20 protein-coding genes are annotated in these 19,461 nt (G+C 70.9%); 17 read left to right on the top strand and 3 right to left on the bottom strand.

Translation table 11 applies throughout. The features are described from left to right. The first annotated feature begins 65 nt into the window (after positions 1 to 65). Genes AC6CQV_RS07500 through AC6CQV_RS07460 form a run of 9 tightly spaced genes read left to right on the top strand, consistent with a single transcriptional unit; the run spans position 66 to position 8,705 of the window. Complete coding sequence (locus tag AC6CQV_RS07500) at positions 66 to 1,274, top strand: substrate-binding domain-containing protein (protein WP_191008463.1); 1,209 nt, start codon at positions 66 to 68, stop codon at positions 1,272 to 1,274. Positions 1,275 to 1,299: 25 nt separating this feature from the next. After that, positions 1,300 to 2,088 carry an ABC transporter ATP-binding protein gene (locus AC6CQV_RS07495; RefSeq protein WP_498260651.1) on the top strand — a complete coding sequence of 263 codons (789 nt, stop codon included), beginning with the start codon at positions 1,300 to 1,302 and terminating at the stop codon, positions 2,086 to 2,088. Further along, positions 2,085 to 2,795 carry an ABC transporter ATP-binding protein gene (locus AC6CQV_RS07490; protein ID WP_498260650.1) on the top strand — a complete coding sequence of 237 codons (711 nt, stop codon included), beginning with the start codon at positions 2,085 to 2,087 and terminating at the stop codon, positions 2,793 to 2,795. Before AC6CQV_RS07495 ends, AC6CQV_RS07490 begins: the two co-directional genes overlap by 4 nt. Beyond that, positions 2,792 to 3,667 (top strand): branched-chain amino acid ABC transporter permease, encoded by an 876-nt coding sequence (locus AC6CQV_RS07485; protein WP_101306188.1) that lies wholly within the window; start codon positions 2,792 to 2,794, stop codon positions 3,665 to 3,667. The genes AC6CQV_RS07490 and AC6CQV_RS07485 overlap by 4 nt, the downstream gene beginning before the upstream one ends. After that, the gene (locus AC6CQV_RS07480; protein WP_101306189.1) at positions 3,664 to 4,806 is read left to right on the top strand and encodes a branched-chain amino acid ABC transporter permease; all 1,143 of its coding nucleotides are present in this window, start codon (positions 3,664 to 3,666) and stop codon (positions 4,804 to 4,806) included. Before AC6CQV_RS07485 ends, AC6CQV_RS07480 begins: the two co-directional genes overlap by 4 nt. Before the next feature lie 22 nt (positions 4,807 to 4,828). Beyond that, entirely contained in the window at positions 4,829 to 6,391 is a 1,563-nt protein-coding gene (locus AC6CQV_RS07475; RefSeq protein WP_191009685.1) for a class I adenylate-forming enzyme family protein, read from the top strand. Further along, the gene (locus tag AC6CQV_RS07470) at positions 6,378 to 7,055 is read left to right on the top strand and encodes a TetR/AcrR family transcriptional regulator (protein ID WP_191008466.1); all 678 of its coding nucleotides are present in this window, start codon (positions 6,378 to 6,380) and stop codon (positions 7,053 to 7,055) included. Before AC6CQV_RS07475 ends, AC6CQV_RS07470 begins: the two co-directional genes overlap by 14 nt. Beyond that, on the top strand, positions 7,048 to 7,800 hold the full coding sequence (locus AC6CQV_RS07465; protein WP_101306192.1) for a 3-hydroxybutyrate dehydrogenase: 753 nt from the start codon (positions 7,048 to 7,050) through the stop codon (positions 7,798 to 7,800). Before AC6CQV_RS07470 ends, AC6CQV_RS07465 begins: the two co-directional genes overlap by 8 nt. Then, complete coding sequence (locus AC6CQV_RS07460) at positions 7,797 to 8,705, top strand: alpha/beta fold hydrolase (protein ID WP_498260649.1); 909 nt, start codon at positions 7,797 to 7,799, stop codon at positions 8,703 to 8,705. The genes AC6CQV_RS07465 and AC6CQV_RS07460 overlap by 4 nt, the downstream gene beginning before the upstream one ends. A gap of 140 nt (positions 8,706 to 8,845) precedes the next feature. On the opposite strand, the gene AC6CQV_RS07455 is transcribed toward AC6CQV_RS07460, so the two are convergent. Beyond that, positions 8,846 to 9,634 (bottom strand): IclR family transcriptional regulator, encoded by a 789-nt coding sequence (locus tag AC6CQV_RS07455; protein ID WP_498260648.1) that lies wholly within the window; start codon positions 9,632 to 9,634, stop codon positions 8,846 to 8,848. Positions 9,635 to 9,741: 107 nt separating this feature from the next. Between AC6CQV_RS07455 and AC6CQV_RS07450 the strand changes: the two genes are divergently transcribed. From AC6CQV_RS07450 to AC6CQV_RS07440, 3 genes are read left to right on the top strand one after another with little or no spacing between them, the layout of a single operon-like run. Next, the gene (locus AC6CQV_RS07450; RefSeq protein ID WP_498260647.1) at positions 9,742 to 10,542 is read left to right on the top strand and encodes a CoA transferase subunit A; all 801 of its coding nucleotides are present in this window, start codon (positions 9,742 to 9,744) and stop codon (positions 10,540 to 10,542) included. 1 nt (position 10,543) lies between these two features. Next, the gene (locus AC6CQV_RS07445) at positions 10,544 to 11,197 is read left to right on the top strand and encodes a 3-oxoacid CoA-transferase subunit B (RefSeq protein WP_498260646.1); all 654 of its coding nucleotides are present in this window, start codon (positions 10,544 to 10,546) and stop codon (positions 11,195 to 11,197) included. Then, entirely contained in the window at positions 11,194 to 12,378 is a 1,185-nt protein-coding gene (locus AC6CQV_RS07440; protein WP_498260645.1) for an acetyl-CoA C-acetyltransferase, read from the top strand. Before AC6CQV_RS07445 ends, AC6CQV_RS07440 begins: the two co-directional genes overlap by 4 nt. Before the next feature lie 40 nt (positions 12,379 to 12,418). Here AC6CQV_RS07440 and AC6CQV_RS07435 read toward each other — a convergent pair whose 3' ends face one another. After that, positions 12,419 to 13,045, bottom strand: a complete 627-nt coding sequence (locus tag AC6CQV_RS07435; protein WP_060958413.1) for a TetR/AcrR family transcriptional regulator — start codon at positions 13,043 to 13,045, stop codon at positions 12,419 to 12,421. 81 nt (positions 13,046 to 13,126) lie between these two features. Here AC6CQV_RS07435 and AC6CQV_RS07430 point away from each other — a divergent pair, with 81 nt between their 5' ends. Together AC6CQV_RS07430 and AC6CQV_RS07425 are read left to right on the top strand one after the other, a co-directional pair. Further along, positions 13,127 to 14,635, top strand: a complete 1,509-nt coding sequence (locus tag AC6CQV_RS07430; protein WP_231734828.1) for an MFS transporter — start codon at positions 13,127 to 13,129, stop codon at positions 14,633 to 14,635. A gap of 74 nt (positions 14,636 to 14,709) precedes the next feature. Next, positions 14,710 to 15,150, top strand: a complete 441-nt coding sequence (locus tag AC6CQV_RS07425) for a GNAT family N-acetyltransferase (protein WP_060958415.1) — start codon at positions 14,710 to 14,712, stop codon at positions 15,148 to 15,150. A gap of 41 nt (positions 15,151 to 15,191) precedes the next feature. On the opposite strand, the gene AC6CQV_RS07420 is transcribed toward AC6CQV_RS07425, so the two are convergent. Continuing rightward, a complete protein-coding gene (locus AC6CQV_RS07420) occupies positions 15,192 to 15,446 on the bottom strand; it encodes a hypothetical protein (protein WP_060958416.1) in 255 nt (84 codons plus the stop codon). 43 nt (positions 15,447 to 15,489) lie between these two features. On the opposite strand from AC6CQV_RS07420, the gene AC6CQV_RS07415 reads away from it, so the two are divergent. Genes AC6CQV_RS07415 through ilvD form a run of 3 tightly spaced genes read left to right on the top strand, consistent with a single transcriptional unit; the run spans position 15,490 to position 19,403 of the window. Continuing rightward, a complete protein-coding gene (locus tag AC6CQV_RS07415; protein ID WP_060958417.1) occupies positions 15,490 to 16,908 on the top strand; it encodes an alpha,alpha-trehalose-phosphate synthase (UDP-forming) in 1,419 nt (472 codons plus the stop codon). Next, a complete protein-coding gene (otsB, locus tag AC6CQV_RS07410; RefSeq protein ID WP_498260644.1) occupies positions 16,905 to 17,687 on the top strand; it encodes a trehalose-phosphatase in 783 nt (260 codons plus the stop codon). Before AC6CQV_RS07415 ends, otsB begins: the two co-directional genes overlap by 4 nt. A 9-nt stretch (positions 17,688 to 17,696) precedes the next feature. After that, entirely contained in the window at positions 17,697 to 19,403 is a 1,707-nt protein-coding gene (gene ilvD, locus AC6CQV_RS07405) for a dihydroxy-acid dehydratase (RefSeq protein WP_060958419.1), read from the top strand. The last annotated feature ends 58 nt before the right edge of the window (positions 19,404 to 19,461 follow it).

Here is a 19,461-nt window from a genome sequence, read left to right as displayed (position 1 = left end):
CTGAACATGATGGCAGTACCTGAATCGGTTCTCAGGTCTTCCTTCCAATGGTGAAAGGCACGCACATGCGGGTTACGAAGAAGTTGCTCCACGCGAGTTTTGTGGCCGTCGTCGCGACGACGGCCATCGCTCTGTCGGCCTGCGCGCCGCAGGACGGGGCCGCAGGCGGCGGCTCGACCGAGGGCTCCGGCCCGGCCGAGATCACGGTGGGCGTCGTCACCAGCGAGACGGGCCCCCTCGCCAGCTACGGCAAGCAGTACCTCGACGGCTTCAAGGCCGGGCTCGACTATGCGACCGACGGCTCGAACGAGGTCGACGGCACGAAGATCACCGTCGACTACCGCGACGACGCGGGCGACCCCGACACCGCCGTCGGCGCGGTCAAGGAGCTCATCGGCCAGGGTGTCACCCTCCTCGCCGGCAGCGCCTCGTCGGGCGTCGCCGCCGCGGTGGCAGAGCAGGCCGGTCAGAACAAGGTGCTCTTCATCTCGGGCCCCGCCGCCGCCGATGCGCTCACCGGCGTCAACGCCTACACGTTCCGCAGCGGTCGGCAGTCGGCGCAGGACGTCGCCACGGCCGGCACGTTCCTCGGCGACCTCAACGGCAAGACCGTCACCGTGTTCGCGCAGAACACCGCGTTCGGCAAGGGCAACGAGGCGGCCGTCCAGGCGATCCTCGGGGCGAAGGGCGCGACCGTGAACAGCGTGCTCGTCGCCGAGGACGTCACCGAGTTCACACCGTTCGCGCAGCAGGTGCTCGCCGCGAAGCCCGACCTCGTCTTCGTCGCGTGGGCCGGCGCCACCTCGGGGGCGATGTGGCAGGCGATGAGCCAGCAGGGCGTGCTCGACGCCGTCCCCGTCGTCACGGGCCTCGGCGACTCCGCCACCTTCGGGGCGTACGGCGCGGCATCCGAGAAGATCAAGTTCCTCAACTACTACTTCCCTGGCGCGCCCGACAACGAGGTCAACACCGCCATGGTCGACGCGGTGACCACGGCCGGGGGCACTCCCGACCTGTTCACCCCCGACGGCTTCAACGCGGCCCTGATGGTCGTGCAGGCGGTCAAGGAGGGCAAGGGTGACGTCGAGGCGATGGTCAAGAGCCTCGAGGGCTTCACCTTCCAGGGCCCCAAGGGCTCGCTGACCGTGCGTGCCGGCGATCACGCGCTGATCCAGGACATGTACCAGGTCAAGCTCGTCGCGTCCGGCGGAAGCTTCGCTCCCGAACTGGTCGACACCGTCCCCGCGGACGAGGTCGCACCGGCCGAGAAGTGACCGGAACGAAGCGAGGCGCACCCGCATGAGCACCCCCGTCCCGTCCGCGCTGTCGATCGAAGGCCTCGGCCTGCAGATCGGCGGAGCCACCATCCTGGAAGACGTCGACCTCGACATCGCGCCCGGCAGCACCGTCGGCGTGATCGGTCCGAACGGCGCCGGCAAGACCACGCTGTTCAACGTGATCTCCGGCGTCATCCGGCCCACCTCCGGTCGCATCCTGATGGATGGCGTCGACATCACCCGCGCGTCGGTTCCCCAGCGCGCGCGGGCGGGACTGGGGCGCACGTTCCAGACCTCGAGCCTGTTCCCACGCCTGAGCGTGCTGGAGAACGTACGCCTCGCCGCGCAGGTCGGTCTCGGCGGCAACTACTCGCTGCTGCGGTTTCCCCGCCGGACGGATGCCGCGACCGCCCTCGCCCTCGAGCAGCTCGTCAAGGTGGGTCTCACCCACAAGCTCGACACCGCCGCCGGCGACATCTCGCACGGCGACAAGCGCAAGCTCGAGATCGCGGTGCTGCTGGCCACCGAGGCGAAGATCGTGCTGCTCGACGAGCCGATGGCGGGTGTCGCGTCGGGCGATGTCGCGGGACTCGTGGACACGATCCGCGCGATGCAGGATGCCACGGGCTGCACGGTGCTGATGGTGGAACACCACATCGACGTGCTCATGGGTTTCGTGCAGAAGGTCGCCGTCATGTATTCCGGGTCGATCATCGCGTTCGACGCGCCCCAGCAGATCATGGAGAACCCCGTGGTGCAGAGCGCCTACCTCGGCCGCACCGGAGAGCCGACGCAGGAGTCGGCCGCATGAGCGCACCGATCCTCACCGTCTCGCACCTGTCGGCATCCATCGCCGGGCAGCAGGTCGTCGAGGACGTGTCCTTCCAGGTCCCGGCGACGGGCATCACCGCCGTCCTGGGCCGCAACGGCGTCGGCAAGACCTCGACGATCCGCGGCATCCTGGGTCTCATCTCGCGTCGCGGCGAGGTGACGCTCGCGGGAGAGCGCATCGACACCCTTCCGACGTATCGCATCGTCCAGCGCGGCGTCGGCTACGTGCCCGAAGACCGGGAGGTGTTCGCCGCTCTCACGGTCGCGGAGAACCTCGCCCTCGCCGAGCGCGACAAGAACCCACGACGCGAGTTCGTCGCGGAGCTCTTCCCCGACCTCGTCGCCCGCCGCGGCCAGCTCGCCGGCACCCTGTCCGGAGGGCAGCAGCAGATGGTGTCGGTGGCCCGCGCGCTGCTCAACGAGAGCCGGATCCTGCTCGTCGACGAGCCGACCAAGGGTCTCGCCCCGAAGATCGTCGGGGAGGTCGCCCAGGCGCTCCAGGAGGCCGCCAAGATCGTCCCGATCCTGCTCGTCGAGCAGAACCTCGACGTCGTCCGCCGCCTCGCCGACGACGCGATCGTCATCGCGGGCGGCCGTGTCGTGCACACCGGAAAGGCCCGCGAGATCCTGGACGACGACGCCCTCACCACCCGCCTCCTCGGCGTCAGCGCGGAGGCCCACGCATGAGCAGCATTGTCCTCATCCTGCTGACCGGTATCGGACTCGGCGCCCTCTACTTCCTCGTCGCGTCGGGGCTCAGCCTCATCTACGGGCTCATGCACGTGCTCAACTTCGCCCACGGCGCGTTCCTCACGCTCAGCGCCTTCATCGGCTGGCAGGTCGCGCAGGCGCTCGGCACCGCCTCGTGGGGCTCGTTCGTCGTCTCGATCCTCGTCGGCGCGCTGGTGGGAGCGGTGTTCGCCACGCTGACCGAGCTGGTGCTCATCCGGCCGCTGTACGAACGCCACATCGAACAGGTGCTCGTCACCGTCGGCCTCTCCTTCGCCGCGGTCGCGCTGTTCGAGGGCATCTGGGGGACGGATGCCGTGAACATCGCGGGTCCCGCCTGGCTCAAGGAGACCACCGAGATCCTCGGCGCCCGCATCCCGAACACCTATTGGGTGCTCATGCTCGCCGCCGCCCTCGTGTTGATCGCCCTGGTGCTGTTCCTGAAGAAGACGCGGTACGGCATGATCATCCGCGCGGGGGTCGAGAACCGATCGATGGTCACCGCGCTCGGCATCGACGTGCGCCGGAGCTTCACGCTCGTGTTCGCGATCGGAGGCGCGGCGGCCGGCATCGGCGGCGTGCTCGCGATGCACTACACGACGTTCGTCTCGGCCCACCTCGGCGCGACGCTCCTGATCTTCGCCTTCATCGTCACGGTCATCGGCGGGCTCGGCTCGCTGACGGGGGCGGCGATCGCCTCGGTGCTGGTGGCCGTGCTCCAGCAGTTCGCCAACGTGTACCTCAGCGGCACAGGCGACTTCATCGTCGTCGTGCTGCTGGCCGTCGTGCTCCTCGTGCGACCCACCGGCCTCATGGGGAGGAAAGCATGACCGTCACCACCGGGGTCCCCACCCTCATCCCGGGCCGACGTGGCGCCGCCCTGCCCTTCGTCGTCGGCGCCGCCCTCGTCGTGGTCATGGCCGTGCTGCCGCTGCTGAACATCTCGATCCCCGGCATCCTCCCCGGCGCCACCTACACACCCGGCACGCTCGCACTGCTGTCGCTGTGCATGGTGTTCGCCGCGCTCGCGCTGTCGTACAACCTGCTGCTGGGGACCTCCGGGATGCTGTCGTTCGGTCATGCGCTGTACTTCGGTGCCGGCGCCTACGGGCTGGGCCTCGCGCTGAAGCTGGTCGGTGTGCCGCTGTGGCCCGGGGTGCTCATCGCGCTCGTGGGCGGTCTCGCCATCGCCGCGTTCACCGGCGCGATCTCGATGCGGGTGTCCGGCATCCCGTTCGCGATGGTGACGCTCGCGTTCGCCCAGGCGGGATCGGTGCTCGTCCGCCGCAATCAGGACGTCACGGGCGGTGAGGAGGGGCTGCGTCTGCCCGTCGACCAGATCCCCGCGTGGCTCGTCGGCGTGTCGAACACCCGCAACCTCTACTGGGTGACCCTCGTCGTGCTGGTGATCGTGTACCTCGTGGTGCTGTGGGTCGATCGGTCGCGGCTCGGCCACCTGGCCCAGGCGACGCGCGAGAACGAGCTGCGCGTGCAGGTGCTCGGCCTGCGCCCCTACGCCGCGAAGCTGCTCGTGTTCGTCGCCGCGGCGCTGTGCGCCTCCCTCGCCGGTATCGCCTACATGCTGCTGCAGTCGGGCACGCAGCCCAGCGCCGTCGGCGCCGATCTGACGATCACCGTGCTCGTGATGGTCGTGCTCGGTGGCGTCGGGTTCCGGTGGGGTGCCATCGTGGGCGGCGTGCTCTACACGATCCTCGACCAGCGGCTCACGGTGCTGGCGCGCGCGGAGTGGATCCGCGACCTTCCCGACGTGCTGCGCATCCCGTTGTCGGAGCCGTTGTTCCTGCTGGGCGTACTGTTCATCCTCGTGGTGATGTTCCTGCCCGGCGGCATCGCCGGCACGATCGATGCGGCGGTGCGCCGTCGTCGCGGCGAGCGCACCCGCTCGCAGCTGCGCCAGATCGACGATGCGGACGACGCCGTCGCCGAGCCCGCGCAGGTGCGCGCGTGAGCGGCGGGAGGGGGCGAGGGTGATGACCGGCGACCTCGACGGTGCGCACACGATCGGCCGCTGGCTCACCGATCGCGCCGGCGGCACGCCCGACCGCACCGCCATCGACGACCGCGGCGTGCGGATCGGCTACGGCGACCTCGAAGCGCGGGCCCGCGAGCTCGCGGCATCCCTCCGTCGCGCGGGCTACGGCCCGGGCGATCGGCTCGCGACGATCACCGGCAACTCGATCGACCACGTCGTGGTGTTCTTCGCGTGCGCGAAGGCGGGCATCGCGATGGTGCCGCTGTCGTGGCGGCTGTCGTCGCGGGAGCTGAGCGAGGCTCTGCTGCATGCGGCCCCGTCGCTCGTGGCGATCGAGGACGAGTACCTCGGCGTGGCGACCGACGCGCTGTCGCGCGTGGCCGCGCCGCCACCGACGGCACTGCTCGGCACGACCGGCATCGAGGCGGCCGTCCCGCCGCGCGGCGATGCGAGCGCGGCCGCGCCCGCCCGCGCCGTGCGCGACGACGATCCGCTTCTGGTCATCTACACCTCCGGCAGCGAGGCGGCGCCGAAGGGTGTCGTCCTGACCCACGCCAACTGCTTCTGGAACAACCTCGCGCTCGCGGGCGTGGCGCAGCTGACCGCCGACGACGTCGTGCTGGCGGTGCTCCCGCAGTTCCACGTGGCCGCCTGGAACTGTCAGCCGCTGCTGGCCTGGTGGGTCGGCGCGACGGTCGTGCTGGAACGCTCGTTCCAGCCGCGGCGTGTGCTGCAGCTGCTCGCCGAGCGGGGCGTGACGGCCATGATGGGCGTGCCCACCCAGTACCGGCTGCTGATCGACGACCCCGGCTTCGACGCCCTCGCCCGCGGACGGCTGCGTCAGGCGCTCGTCGGCGGCGCGACGATCCCACCGGCGCTCGCGGCGCGGTGGGCGGATGCCGGTGTGCCGCTCACCCAGGGGTACGGCCTGACGGAGGCGGCTCCCAACGTGCTGTGCCTGCCGGCATCCGAAAGCGGTGTCCATCCCGGAGCGGTCGGGCGGCCCTACCCCCACGTCGACGTGCGGGTCGTCGATCCCGACGCGGGCCTCGAGCTGAGCGGGGAGGCGACCGGCGAGCTGTGGGTGCGGGGGCCGAGCGTGTTCGCGGGCTACCTCCACGACCCCGCGGCGACCGCGCGGGCGATGACGGGGGACTGGCTGCGCACGGGGGACGTGGTGCACCGCGACGCGGACGGCGTCTTCCGCATCGTCGACCGCAGGAAGGACATCTTCATCTCCGGTGGCGAGAACGTCGCCCCCGCCGAGGTGGAGCGCGCCCTCCTCCTGCATCCGGCGATCGCGGATGCCGCGGTCGTGGGCGTGCCCGACGACGTGTGGGGCGAGCGCGGCGTCGCGTTCGTCGTACGGGCGGAGGGCGCGGCGCTCGGCGCCGACGAGGTGCTCGCCCACGCCCGCGCGGAACTGGCGGGTTTCAAAGTCCCCGTGCGCGTCGCGTTCGTCGACGACCTGCCACGGTCCACGATCGAGAAGCTGGCCCGTTCTCGACTGCGCGCTCGGGCCGCCGACCTGGTGAGAGGAAGTGCTCGTGAGCACAGTTGAGCAGTTCGAGCCCGAAGCGGCCTTCTCCGCGGCCGGGAAACCGCTGACCAAGCGCGGCGAGGCCACCCGTCGCAAGCTCCTGGAAGCCGCGGAGGATGTCTTCGCCCACCTCGGCTACCACGAGGCGTCGATCGTGAAGATCACGGAGCGCGCGGGGATCGGGCTCGGCACCTTCTATCTCTACTTCGACAGCAAGCAGCAGGTCTTCGAGGAGCTGGTCGTCGATCTCAACCGCCGCGTACGCCACGCGATGGCCGAGGCGATGGCCGACACCGACAACCGCATCGACGCGGAGCGCGCGGGCTTCGAGGGGTTCTTCCGCTTCACCGCCGCCCACCCGGCGCTGTACCGGGTGGTGCGCGAGGCGGAGTTCGTCTCGCCCGAGATGCTGCGGCTGCACTACACGCGCATCGTGGAAGGCTACGAGGCCGGTCTGCGCGCCGCGCAGGCATCCGGTGACGTCGACACCGGGCTCGACCCGGAGGTGACCGCCTGGGCTCTCATGGGCGCCGGTGAGCTGATCGGCATGCGCTTCCTGCTCTGGGAGCGCGATGAGGAGGGGCAGCCTCCGGCGGCGATCCCCGACGCCGTCATCGACGGCATGATGCGCTTCATCCGCAACGCGCTCGCGGCACGCGGCGAGAGGGGACAGGACCATGACTGAGCAGGACCTCGCCGGGCGCCGCGCCGTCGTGACCGGCGGCGCGAGCGGCATCGGCCTCGCCTGCGCCGAGGAGTTCGCGCGCCGCGGCGCGCACGTGGTGATCGCCGACTTCAACGGCGACGCCGCGCAGGAGGTGGCGGAGCGCCTCGGCGGAGAGGCGTGGGTCGTCGACCTCTCCGCGACGGCGGCGCTGGACGACCTCTCGCTGGATGCCGACATCCTCGTGAACAACGCGGGTGTGCAGACCGTCGCGCCGATCACCGAGTTCGCGCCCGAGCGCTTCCGGTTCATGCAGCGGCTCATGGTCGAATCGCCCTTCCTGCTGATCCGCGCGGTGCTGCCCGGGATGTACGAGCGGGGATGGGGACGCATCATCAACATCTCCAGCGCGCACGGCCTGCGCGCCAGCGCCTACAAGTCGGCCTACGTGACCGCCAAGCACGCCCTGGAGGGGCTGTCGAAGGTGACGGCGCTGGAGGGCGGCCCGCACGGGGTGACCAGCAACTGCATCAACCCCGCGTATGTGCGCACGCCCTTGGTCGAGAAGCAGATCGCCGACCAGGCGAGCGTGCACGGCATCCCCGAAGAGGAGGTCGTGGAGAAGATCATGCTCACCGAATCGGTCGTCAAGCGCCTGATCGAGCCGGCCGAGGTCGCGTCTCTGGCGGGCTGGCTGGCGAGCGATCACGCCGGGATGGTCACCGGCGCCAGCTACACGATGGATGGCGGATGGACGGCACGATGAGCACCCGCGCGGCGCGCGCCGTCGATGTCGCCGTCCCCGGCGGTTCGCTGCGGGTCGGTGTGTGGGAGGCCGAGCCGGGCGCCCCGACGATCCTCGCCGTCCACGGGGTCACCTCGTCGCACCTCGCGTGGGAGCTGCTCGCCGAGGCGCTGCCGCACGTGAGGATCGTCGCGCCGGACCTGCGCGGTCGCGGTCGCAGCAACGGCGTGCAGGGACCGGCGGGCATGGCGGCGCACGCCGACGATCTGGCCGCCGTCTGCGCGGCGCTGCAGCTCGTGCCGGACCTCGTGGTCGCGCACTCCATGGGCGCGTTCGTGTCGGTGGTGTTCGCGCACCGGCATCCCGACCTCGTTGCGCGTCTCCTCCTCGTCGACGGGGGACTTCCGCTGGTCGCCCCGGCCGACCTGACGCCGGACGAGCTGGTCGCGGCCATCCTCGGGCCGACGGCCGCGCGGCTCTCGCGCCGCTTCGCCGACGTGGACGACTACCTGGCGTTCTGGCGCGGGCACCCCGCGTTCGCGGCCGACTGGTCGCCCGCCCTCGAGCACTACCTCGCGTACGACCTCGACCGCGAGGCCGACGGCTCGTACCGACCGGCGACGAGCTACGCCACCACCGTCGAGGACACCGTCGACATGAACACCCGCTCGACGGTGCGCGACGCCCTCGAGGCGCTCACCGCGCCGACCACCCTCGTCACCGTGCCGCGGGGGCTGCAGGACGAGGTGCCGGGGCTGTATCCGCCCCCGCACCTCGCCGCACTCCTGCAGACGTATCCGTCGGTGGCGCACGTGGCGTGGCCGGAGTTCAACCACTACACGGTGGTGCTCTCCCACGCCGGTGCCGACCGCCTGGCCGCGCTGGTGGAGGAGCAGCTCGCCGCCGCCGTCCCGCTCACGCCGTAGCTCCGCCGCCCGCGGCATCCCGAGAAACCACCGGCGTCTCGACACATCACCGCTGCGGTGGTTTCTCGGGGCTGCGGTGGTTTCTCGGGGTGGCGGTGGTTTCTCGGCGGGGGATGCCGGGGCCGCGGCAGAGGCGGCGCCTAATGTGCGCCGGCGGCGACGCGCGTGGTCAGCTGGTGCGCGTGGGCGAGGAGTGTGCGTCCGAGATCGGGAATGCGCTCGGGGGAGAACCGGAAGTCGACCCCCGTGAGGCTCAGCGCCCACTGCGGGTGCCCCGCGCGCGTGAACACGGCCGCTCCGATGCCGTAGCTGCCCTGGACGATGAGTCCCGGGTTGAGGGCGTAGCCGCGGGCCTGCGTCTCGCGCAGACGCGCGCGCAGACGCGGCTCGGCGTGCGCCGCGCCGTGGCGCTCGGCGAGCTCGGGATGCCGCTCGAAGTACGCGTCCACATCGTGGGACGGCAGGAAGGCGAGGATGGCGAGCCCCGCCGACGCGACGCCCAGGGGGAAGCGCACGCCCTCCGACAGGACGAACGAGCGGATGGGGAACGCGCCGTCCTCGCGGATGAGGCACACCGTCTCGTCGCCGCGGCGCACCGACAGGAACGAGCTCTCCTCGGTGCGCACCGCGAGCGAGCGGACGATGTCGCGCGCGATGGCGGTGATGTCGTAGCGGGATGCCGCGACCGTCCCCATGAGATAGAGCTCGGGTCCCGGCATCCACGCGCCGGTGCGCTCGTCCTGGTCGACGAGGCCTTCGTGACGCAGCGCCGTGAGCAGACGGTGCGTGGTCGGGCGGGTCAGCTCGGCGCGGCGGGCGATGTCGGCGACCGAGAGGCCCTCCTCGCCCGCCGACGTCACGAGCCGCAGCAGCGCCGCGGCCCGCGCCACCGACTGCGCGCCGGGAATCGTTCGTCGCGCGGTGTCCATGATGTGGACAGTACGCGCCGCGGCATCCACATGGCAAGCGCCGACGTGCGCGGCCGGGTGCGACGGCGGAGGATGGAGGCGGACACGCGGTGACAAAGGAGTGATTCGTGATCGACAAGACCTACCCGTCGGCCGCCGATGCGGTGGCCGACATCCCGGACGGCGCATCGCTGGCCGTCGGCGGATTCGGCCTCTCGGGCAATCCCATCGCGCTCATCGAGGCGCTGCTGGCCCAGGGCACGCGCGACCTTTCGATCGTCTCGAACAACTGCGGCGTCGACGACTGGGGCCTCGGCGTGCTGCTGAACGCGAAACGCATCCGCAAGATGACCTCTTCCTACGTCGGCGAGAACAAGGAGTTCGAGCGGCAGTTCCTCTCCGGCGAGCTCGAGCTGGAGCTGACACCGCAGGGCACGCTCGCCGAGAAGCTCCGCGCCGGCGGCGTGGGCATCGCGGCCTTCTTCACCCAGACCGGCGTCGGGACCCAGGTCGCGGAGGGCGGACTGCCGCGCAAGTACGACGGCGCCGGGGGCATCGCGGTGGCGTCGCCGCCGAAGGATGTCCGCACGTTCGCCGTCACCGGCGAGGAGCGCGACTACGTGCTCGAAGAGGCGATCGTCACCGACTTCGCCCTCGTGCACGCCGCGAAGGGCGACACCCACGGAAACCTCGTCTTCCACAAGGCCGCCCGCAACTTCAATCCGCTCGCCGCCATGGCCGGGAGGATCTGCATCGCGCAGGTCGAGGAGCTCGTCGCCCCCGGCGAACTCGATCCCGACGGCATCCATCTGCCCGGCATCTACGTGCACCGCATCGTGGAGGTCGGCACCGACATCGAGAAGCGCATCGAGCGCCGCACCGTCACGGTCGACGACAGCGCCGACCGCGACATCCGGGAAGGAGCCTGAGATGGCGCTCACCCGCAACGAGATGGCCGCACGTGCGGCCGCGGAGCTGGCCGACGGGTCGTATGTGAACCTCGGCATCGGTCTGCCGACGCTCGTGCCGAACTTCGTGCCCGACGACGTCACCGTCGTGCTGCAGTCGGAGAACGGCATCCTCGGCGTCGGTCCGTATCCGACCGAGGCCCACGTCGACCCCGACCTCATCAACGCCGGCAAGGAGACCGTCACGGTCCTCCCGGGCGCCGCGTTCTTCGACTCGGCGCTGAGCTTCGGCATGATCCGCGGCGGGAAGATCGACGCGGCCATCCTCGGCGCCATGCAGGTGTCGGCCTCCGGCGACCTGGCGAACTGGATGATCCCCGGGAAGATGGTCAAGGGTCCGGGGGGCGCCATGGACCTCGTCCACGGCGCGGAACGCGTGATCGTGCTGATGGAGCACGTCGCGCGCGACGGCTCGGCCAAGATCGTCGACGCGTGTTCGCTGCCGCTCACGGGACGCGGAGTCGTCGACCGGATCATCACCGACCTCGCCGTCATCGACGTCACGGCCGACGGGCTCGTGCTCGTGGAGACCGCTCCGGGTGTCAGCGTCGCCGAGGTCGTCGCCGCCACCGAACCCCGCCTGATCATCGCCGCCGCACTCGAGGAGATCGCATGAGCACCGACGACATCGTCATCGTGGCCGCCGCCCGCACGCCGCAGGGCCGGCTCAAGGGGCAGCTCGCCTCCTTCACCGCCCCGCAGCTCGGCGGGTTCGCCATCGCCGGCGCGCTCGCACAGGGTGCCATCCCCGCCGACGCCATGGATGCCGTGATCATGGGCCAGGTGCTGCCGGCCGGTTCCGGACAGAACCCGGCGCGCCAGGCGGCCCTCGCCGGCGGACTCGGCTGGGACGTCCCGGCATCCGCCGTCAACAAGGTGTGCCTGTCGGGACTGACCGCGATCATCGACGCCAAGCGGATGATCGCCTCCGGCGACGCGAGGGTCGTCGTCGCGGGCGGCATGGAGTCGATGACGCGCGCGCCGCACCTGCTGATGGGCTCGCGCGAGGGCTGGAGCTACGGATCCGTCGAGGTGCTCGACCACATGGCCTACGACGGTCTGACCGACGCGTACGACCGCGAGAGCATGGGCGCGTCGACCGAGCGGCTGAACCCACGGTTCGAGGTGACGCGCGAACAGCAGGACCGCGTCGCCGCCCTGTCGCACCAGCGCGCCGCGGCGGCGCGGGATGCCGGGGTCTTCGACGCCGAGATCGTCGCGGTCGAGGTGGCGCAGCGCCGCGGTCCCGCGGTGACCATCACCACCGATGAGGGCATCCGCGACGAGACCACCGAAGAGACCCTCGCCGGTCTTCGCCCCGCGTTCTCGGCCGACGGGTCGATCACGGCCGGCAACGCATCGCAGATCTCCGACGGCGCGGCCGCCGTGGTGCTGACCACGCGTGCGCACGCCGACGCGAGCGGCTGGCCCGTTCTTGCCGTGGTGGGCGCGGCCGGTCAGGTCGCCGGCCCCGACAACTCGCTGCACGCGCAGCCCGCGCGCGCGATCGCCCAGGCCCTGCAGCGCCAGCATCTCGCGGCATCCGATCTGGATCTCATCGAGATCAACGAGGCGTTCGGCGCCGTCGTCGCCCGCTCGCAGCGCGAGCTCGGGGTGGGGGAGGACGTCGTGAACGTCCACGGCGGCGGCATCGCGCTCGGTCACCCGATCGGCGCTTCCGGCGCCCGGCTCGTCGTGCACGCCGTGCACGAGCTCGTCCGCCGCGGTTCGAGCACGGCAGCCGTCGGCCTCTGCGGCGGGGGCGGTCAGGGGGAGGCGCTGATCCTCACGCGCTGAGCACGGCGGCGTGCGCGGGGCGACACCCGCGCGCGCCGGGTCAGGCGGGGCGCAGCCCGAGTGCGGGCAGGAGGATGTCGTCGACCAGGGCGATGATGTAGTCGCGGTCGACGGCGGTGCCGAGCATGAGGGTCTTGTACGCCGTCATGGCCGGGATCACCTGCGCCACGAGGGCGACATCGACGTCGGGCGCGACCTCACCGCGTTCGATCGCGCGCTGGATGAGCACGCGCAGCGCGGCGGAACGGGGCTCGACGATGACCGCGCGCGCGGCGTCGGCGAACTCGGGAGACTCCGACATGAGGGAGACCATCCCGGCCATGATCCGGAGCTTGCGCTCACCGTCCTTCATCACGGGAGCCTTGATGTTGGCGACGAGGTCGCCGCGCAGCGAGCCCGTGTCGGGGAGATCGGCGGGGGAGGCGCTCTTCATGCAGGCCACCGCATCGATCACGAGCTCGGCCTTCGACGGCCAGCGCCGGTAGAGGGTCGCCTTGCCGGCGCGCGCACGCGCGGCGACCATGTCGACCGTCATGCGCTCGTAGCCCTTCTCGGCGAGGATGTCGAGCGCTGCGGCGAGGATCTCCGGATCCCGCGAGTGATCGCGCTTGCGCCCGAGTTTGGGGGCGGGGTCGACGTCCTCGGCGCTGAGGGTGGTGTCAGTCATGAGAACAGTGTAGTTCAGGAACCGTCGTGTTCAGGAACTATTTGGTTTCGGAACTGGCGAGTGTCGTATAGAGTCTCCCGCATGACCTCACCCTCACCCGAAGCCGCTGCGGCGGCGCACTCCAGCCGGCGCTGGCTGACGCTCGCCGTCGTCGCGCTGGCCCAGCTGATGGTCGTGCTCGACGCGACCGTCGTGAACATCGCCCTGCCCGCCGCGCAGGCCGACCTGCAGTTCTCCGACGGCGACCGGCAGTGGATCATCACGGCCTACTCCCTGGCCTTCGGCTCCCTGCTCCTGCTCGGCGGCCGCCTGTCGGATCTCATCGGACGCAAACGCGCCTTCATCATCGGACTGCTCGGCTTCGCGCTCGCCTCCGCCCTCGGCGGCATGGCCGACACCTTCGGACTCCTCGTCTTCGCCCGGGCGCTGCAGGGCGCCTTCGGTGCACTGTTGGCGCCGACGGCGCTCGCGGTGCTCACCACGACCTTCACCGATCCCAAGGAGCGCGGTCGCGCCTTCGGCGTCTTCGGCGCGATCGCCGGTGCCGGCGGCGCCATCGGGCTCCTGCTCGGCGGCATCCTCACGGAGGACCTGAGCTGGCGCTGGAACCTCTACATCAACGACGTCATCGCGGTGATCGCCGTGATCGGCGCGATCTTCTTCGTGCACACGATCCCGCGGACGGGCCCGCGTCCGAAGCTCGATGTGCCGGGGACGGTGCTGGTGTCCGGTGCCCTCTTCGCCCTGGTCTACGGATTCGCCCACGCGGAGACCGACGGCTGGGACGCGCCGCTGACGTGGGGCATGCTCACCGCGTCGGGCGTGCTGCTCGTCGCCTTCGTCCTGTGGCAGCGCCGGGCCGCGCATCCGCTGCTGCCTCTGCGTATCGTCCTCGACCGCAACCGGGCGGCCGCGTACAGCTCGATCCTCATCGCCGGTGCGGGGATGTTCGGGATCTTCCTGTTCGTGACCTACTACCTCCAGACCACGCTCGGCTACTCTCCGATCCAGACCGGGCTGTCGTTCCTCCCGATGATCGCGATGCTGGTGCTCAGTGCGCAGCTGTCGACGAACATCTTCCTGCCGCGGTTCGGTCCGAAGACGATGGTTCCGATCGGCATGCTGCTGGCCATGTCGGGCATGGTGCTGCTCACGTTCCTCGATCGCTCCAGCGTGTACGCCGCGAACGTGCTGCCGGCGCTGATGCTGCTGGGGCTCGGTATGGGATCGATCATGCCGCCGTCGATCCAGACGGCCACCCTCGGCGTCGACCGCGAGTTCGCCGGCGTCGCCTCCGCGATGGTCAACACCTCGCAGCAGGTGGGCGGCTCGATCGGCACGGCACTGCTGAACACCCTCGCCGCCACCGCCGCGGCGGACTTCGTCGCCGCGCACACGCCCGTGACGCCGGACGTGCTCGCGGACGCGGCCATCCACAGCTACGCGACGGCGTACTGGTGGGGTGCGGGGGCATTCGGCCTCGGTGCGCTCATCTCCGCGGTGGCCTTCCGACGCAAGGGCGCCGCTGCGGCGGGGGATGCGGGTGCCCCGGCGCCCGACGCGGCATCCGAGCCGGTGCTCGCCCACTGAGGCGGCCGTCGCGCGCCGTCCGGACGTCGCCTCGCGACGCCGGGCGGCGCGCGTCGTCGCGATAGTCTCACCGGATGGTGACCATCGCAGCGCTGACCGCCGCCGACCATGACGAGTGGGCCGCCCTCTGGGCCGGCTACCTCACGTTCTACGAGAGTGAGCTGACCGACGAGGTCACCGCGGACGTCTTCCGCCGGCTCGTGGAGGGCGGGGCGCTGCGCGGGGCGATCGCGCGCGACGACGACGGACGTGCCGTCGGCCTCGTGCACTGGCTCTTCCACCCGTCCACCTGGAGCATCGGTGCGTACTGCTACCTCGAGGACCTGTTCGTCTCGCCGGATGTCCGTGGCGGCGGCGTCGGGCGTGCGCTCATCGCCCACGTACGCGACCGCGCGCAGATCGAGGGGGCGGCGAAGGTCTACTGGCTCACCCAGAGCGGCAACGCGACGGCGCGCACCCTGTACGACCGCGTCGCCGAGGATACCGGCTTCGTGCACTACCAGATCGCGCTCTGACCCGGCACCCGTCGGCCGCGGACGCGCAGAGGGGCCCGCCGTCAGCGGGAGAGGCGCTTGGCGAGGAGCTTCTCCTCGCTGCCCCGCAGCGGCGAGTCGGTCGCCACGAGCTTTCCGCGCGAGGCGCGGTACGTGTCGACGATCGTGCCGATCGACAGCGCGAGCGTGATGCCCCAACTCAGCCACGCGAGAGCCTGCCGCCACGTGAAGGGCACGTCGCCACGGAGGCCGCGCAGCAGGGCGAGGCCGCTGGTGACGGCGGAGATGATCCCGGTCCCGAACAGGTACTTGCGCATGGGACCACGTTAGCCTGGACCCACGCCTGCCGAGAGGAGCCGCGTGAGCGACCGGAAGTCCAAGGCCGACGTGATCGTCGTGTCGAACCGTTTGCCCGTAGACCACGACCCGAGCGTCGAGGGCGGGTGGCGGCGCTCGCCCGGAGGCCTCGTCGCCGCGCTCGAGCCGGTGCTGCAGCAGACCGGGGGTGCGTGGGTCGGGTGGCCCGGGACCGCGGGGCTGGAACTCGAGCCGTTCGAGCTCGACGGCATGGAGCTGGTCCCGGTGACCCTCACCGATGAGGACGTCGAGCTCTACTACGAGGGCTTCTCCAACGACACCATCTGGCCGCTGTACCACGACGTCATCTCGCCGCCGGCCTACCATCGCGAGTGGTGGGAGGCCTACGTCCGCGTCAACGAGCGGTTCGCCGAGGCCGCGGCATCCGTCGCCGCCCCGGGCGCCATCGTGTGGGTGCAGGATTACCAGCTCCAGCTGGTCCCGCGCCTGCTGCGCGCGCTGCGCCCCGACGTCGTGATCGGCTACTTCCACCACATTCCATTCCCGGCATACGGCCTGTTCGCCCAGCTGCCGTGGCGCAGACACGTGCTGTCGGGACTTCTGGGCGCCGACGTCATCGGCTTCCAGCGGGTGCAGGATGCCGGCAACTTCACGAACGCGGTCCGTCGCCAGCTCGGCTTCGAGACCAAGTCCGGCACCATCCGCATCGTGGCCGACGACGGCTCGGTGCGCACCGCGGTCGCGAAGGCGTATCCGATCTCCATCGACGCGCAGCTGTACGACGAGATCGCGCGCCGGCCCGAGGTGCAGGCGCGCGCGAAGGAGATCCGGGAGAGCCTCGGCAATCCGCAGACGGTGCTCTTCGGCGTCGACCGCCTCGACTACACCAAGGGCATCGGCCACCGGCTGAAGGCCTACGGCGAGCTTCTCGAGGAGGGCCGCCTGGAGGTCGAGGACGTCACGCTCGTGCAGGTGGCGAGCCCCAGCCGGGAGCGCGTGGCCGCCTACATGCAGCTGCGCGACGAGATCGAGCTCACCGTCGGGCGCATCAACGGCGACTACGACACGGTGGGGCACACCGCGATCAGATACCTGCACCACTCGTATCCGCGCGAGGAGATGGTCGCGCTCTACCTGGCCGCCGACGTCATGCTCGTCACGGCGCTGCGCGACGGGATGAACCTCGTCGCGAAGGAGTACGTCGCCAGCCGGGTCGACAGTCGCGGCGTGCTCGTGCTGAGCGAGTTCACCGGCGCGGCGGACGAACTCGCCCAGGCGGTGAAGGTCAACCCCCACGACATCGACGGCCTCAAGGACGCGATCATGACCGCGATCGACATGCAGCCCGCCGAACAGGCGCGGCGGATGCGAGGACTCCGCCGCCGCGTGCGGGATCACGACGTCGCGGACTGGTCACGTCGTTTCCTCACCGACCTCGACGCCGTGAAGGCACGGTCGTGAGCCTCGCTCCGGCCGTCGCCGCGCTCGCGCGGACCGAGCGTCTGCTGGTGGCGCTCGACTTCGACGGCACCCTCGCGCCGCTGATCGACGAGCCGATGGCGGCGCGGATGACCGCGGACGCCCGCGCCGCGGTCGACGCACTCGTGCGCGCGCCCGCGACGACGGTCGCCCTCGTCTCGGGGCGCTCTCTGCACGACCTCCGCATCATCGCGGAGCACGACGACGCCTCGCCGGTGCTGCTCGCCGGATCCCACGGCGCCGAGCACTGGCCCGCCTCTGACGACGATCGCGACGCCGACAGTGCGGATGCCGCGCTCCTCGCCCTCCGCGACGATCTGCGCCGCCGCGCCGAGGCGCTGGCTGCGCTGGCCGCGGGCGCATGGATCGAGCCGAAGCAGTTCGGGTTCGCGCTGCACACCCGGCTGGTCGCCGACCCGGCCCACGCGGCGCGGGCGCACGACGCGATCGCCGGGCTCATGGCCGTCGAGGCGCCCGACTGGCGCCGCCGCGACGGCCACGACATCCTCGAGTACGCGTTCCGCACCGAGGGCAAGGACGGCGCTGTGGCGCGGTTGCGCGAGCGCACCGGTGCGACCGCCGTGCTGTTCGCCGGCGACGACGTCACCGACGAGGACGCCCTGCGCAGCCTCGAGTCCGGCGACGTGGGCGTGCGCGTCGGTGGGGGAGCGACGGCCGCCACGGTGCGTGTCGACGGCATCCCCGAACTGGCGGCGCTGCTGTCGGGTCTCGCGCGCGAACGCGACACCGTGCGGGAATAGACTTCGAGGATGCCGGACAGCGATCCCACCATCGACATCAAGCCCCGCAGTCGTGTCGTCACGGACGGCATCGAGGCGACCACCTCCCGCGGCATGCTCCGTGCGGTCGGCATGGGCGACGAGGACTGGGACAAGCCCCAGATCGGAATCGCCTCCAGCTGGAACGAGATCACCCCCTGCAACCTGAGCCTCGACCGGCTCGCTCAGGGAGCCAAGGAGGGCGTGCACGCCGGCGGCGGCTACCCCCTGCAGTTCGGGACCATCTCCGTCTCGGACGGCATCTCGATGGGTCACGAGGGCATGCACTTCTCGCTCGTCTCGCGCGAGGTCATCGCCGACTCGGTCGAGACCGTCGTCATGGCCGAGCGTCTGGACGGCACCGTGCTGCTCGCCGGCTGCGACAAGTCGATCCCGGGCATGCTCATGGCGTCCGCTCGCCTCGACCTGTCGAGCGTCTTCCTCTACGCCGGCTCGATCGCCCCCGGCTGGGTGAAGCTGTCGGACGGCACGGAGAAGGACGTCACGATCATCGACTCCTTCGAGGCCGTCGGCGCCTGCCTCGCGGGCAAGATGAGCGAAGCGGACCTCAAGCGCATCGAGTGCGCCATCGCCCCGGGCGAGGGCGCCTGCGGCGGCATGTACACCGCCAACACGATGGCCTCGGTGGCGGAGGCGCTCGGTCTCAGCCTTCCGGGCTCGGCGGCCCCGCCGTCCGCCGACCGTCGCCGCGACTACTACGCGCACCGCTCGGGCGAGGCCGTCGTCAACCTCCTGCGCCAGGGCATCACGACCCGCGACATCCTCACGAAGGAGGCGTTCGAGAACGCGATCGCCCTCGCGATGGCGCTCGGCGGCTCGACCAACGTCGTGCTGCACCTTCTGGCCATCGCGCGCGAGGCCGAGGTGGAGCTCAGCCTGCACGACTTCAACCGCATCGGTGACCGGGTGCCGCACGTGGCCGACATGAAGCCGTTCGGGAAGTACGTCATGAACGACGTCGACCGCCACGGCGGCATCCCCGTCATCATGAAGGCCATGCTCGACGAGGGCCTGCTGCACGGCGACGCCCTCACGGTCACCGGAAAGACGCTCGCCGAGAACCTCCGCGAGCTCGACCCCGACCCCATCGACGGCACCGTCATCCACACCTTCGACGACCCGATCCACGCGACCGGCGGCCTGACGATCCTGCACGGCACCCTCGCCCCCGAGGGCGCCGTCGTGAAGACCGCCGGCTTCGACGCGTCGGTGTTCGAGGGCCCGGCGCGCGTGTTCGAGCGCGAGCGCGGCGCGATGGATGCCCTGGAAGCCGGCGAGATCGAGGCCGGCAGCGTCATCGTCATCCGCTACGAGGGTCCCAAGGGCGGCCCCGGCATGCGGGAGATGCTCGCGATCACCGCGGCCATCAAGGGCGCGGGGCTCGGAAAAGATGTACTACTCTTGACGGACGGCAGATTCTCAGGCGGCACAACCGGCCTGTGCATCGGCCACATAGCACCCGAAGCGGTGGACGCAGGTCCTATCGCCTTCGTGCGCGATGGTGATCTGATACGGGTCGATATCGCGGCTCGCACTCTCGACCTACTCGTCGACGACGCAGAGCTGAACTCCCGCCGTGACGGCTGGGAGCCGCTTCCCCCGCGCTACACCCGTGGCGTTCTGGCCAAGTACTCGAAACTCGTGCGCTCCGCAGCGGAGGGCGCGACGACCGGCTGAGGCCGAGACTCCAGGGCGGGAAGCCGCCCTCACACGCATCCGACACCCGAGGTACCAC

The sequence above is a fragment of the Microbacterium sp. EG9 genome (assembly GCF_059759475.1).
The sequence above is the reverse complement of the archived record's forward strand: the minus strand, read 5'-3'. Positions and strand labels throughout refer to the sequence as shown.

Coding starts and splice junctions, on each gene's coding strand:
- AC6CQV_RS07500 (WP_191008463.1), top strand. CDS start 66: ATGCGGGTTACGAAGAAGTTGCTCCACGCGAGTTTTGTGGCCGTCGTC.
- AC6CQV_RS07495 (WP_498260651.1), top strand. CDS start 1,300: ATGAGCACCCCCGTCCCGTCCGCGCTGTCGATCGAAGGCCTCGGCCTG.
- AC6CQV_RS07490 (WP_498260650.1), top strand. CDS start 2,085: ATGAGCGCACCGATCCTCACCGTCTCGCACCTGTCGGCATCCATCGCC.
- AC6CQV_RS07485 (WP_101306188.1), top strand. CDS start 2,792: ATGAGCAGCATTGTCCTCATCCTGCTGACCGGTATCGGACTCGGCGCC.
- AC6CQV_RS07480 (WP_101306189.1), top strand. CDS start 3,664: ATGACCGTCACCACCGGGGTCCCCACCCTCATCCCGGGCCGACGTGGC.
- AC6CQV_RS07475 (WP_191009685.1), top strand. CDS start 4,829: ATGACCGGCGACCTCGACGGTGCGCACACGATCGGCCGCTGGCTCACC.
- AC6CQV_RS07465 (WP_101306192.1), top strand. CDS start 7,048: ATGACTGAGCAGGACCTCGCCGGGCGCCGCGCCGTCGTGACCGGCGGC.
- AC6CQV_RS07460 (WP_498260649.1), top strand. CDS start 7,797: ATGAGCACCCGCGCGGCGCGCGCCGTCGATGTCGCCGTCCCCGGCGGT.
- AC6CQV_RS07455 (WP_498260648.1), bottom strand. CDS start 9,634: ATGGACACCGCGCGACGAACGATTCCCGGCGCGCAGTCGGTGGCGCGG.
- AC6CQV_RS07445 (WP_498260646.1), top strand. CDS start 10,544: ATGGCGCTCACCCGCAACGAGATGGCCGCACGTGCGGCCGCGGAGCTG.
- AC6CQV_RS07440 (WP_498260645.1), top strand. CDS start 11,194: ATGAGCACCGACGACATCGTCATCGTGGCCGCCGCCCGCACGCCGCAG.
- AC6CQV_RS07435 (WP_060958413.1), bottom strand. CDS start 13,045: ATGACTGACACCACCCTCAGCGCCGAGGACGTCGACCCCGCCCCCAAA.
- AC6CQV_RS07430 (WP_231734828.1), top strand. CDS start 13,127: ATGACCTCACCCTCACCCGAAGCCGCTGCGGCGGCGCACTCCAGCCGG.
- AC6CQV_RS07425 (WP_060958415.1), top strand. CDS start 14,710: ATGGTGACCATCGCAGCGCTGACCGCCGCCGACCATGACGAGTGGGCC.
- AC6CQV_RS07420 (WP_060958416.1), bottom strand. CDS start 15,446: ATGCGCAAGTACCTGTTCGGGACCGGGATCATCTCCGCCGTCACCAGC.
- ilvD (WP_060958419.1), top strand. CDS start 17,697: ATGCCGGACAGCGATCCCACCATCGACATCAAGCCCCGCAGTCGTGTC.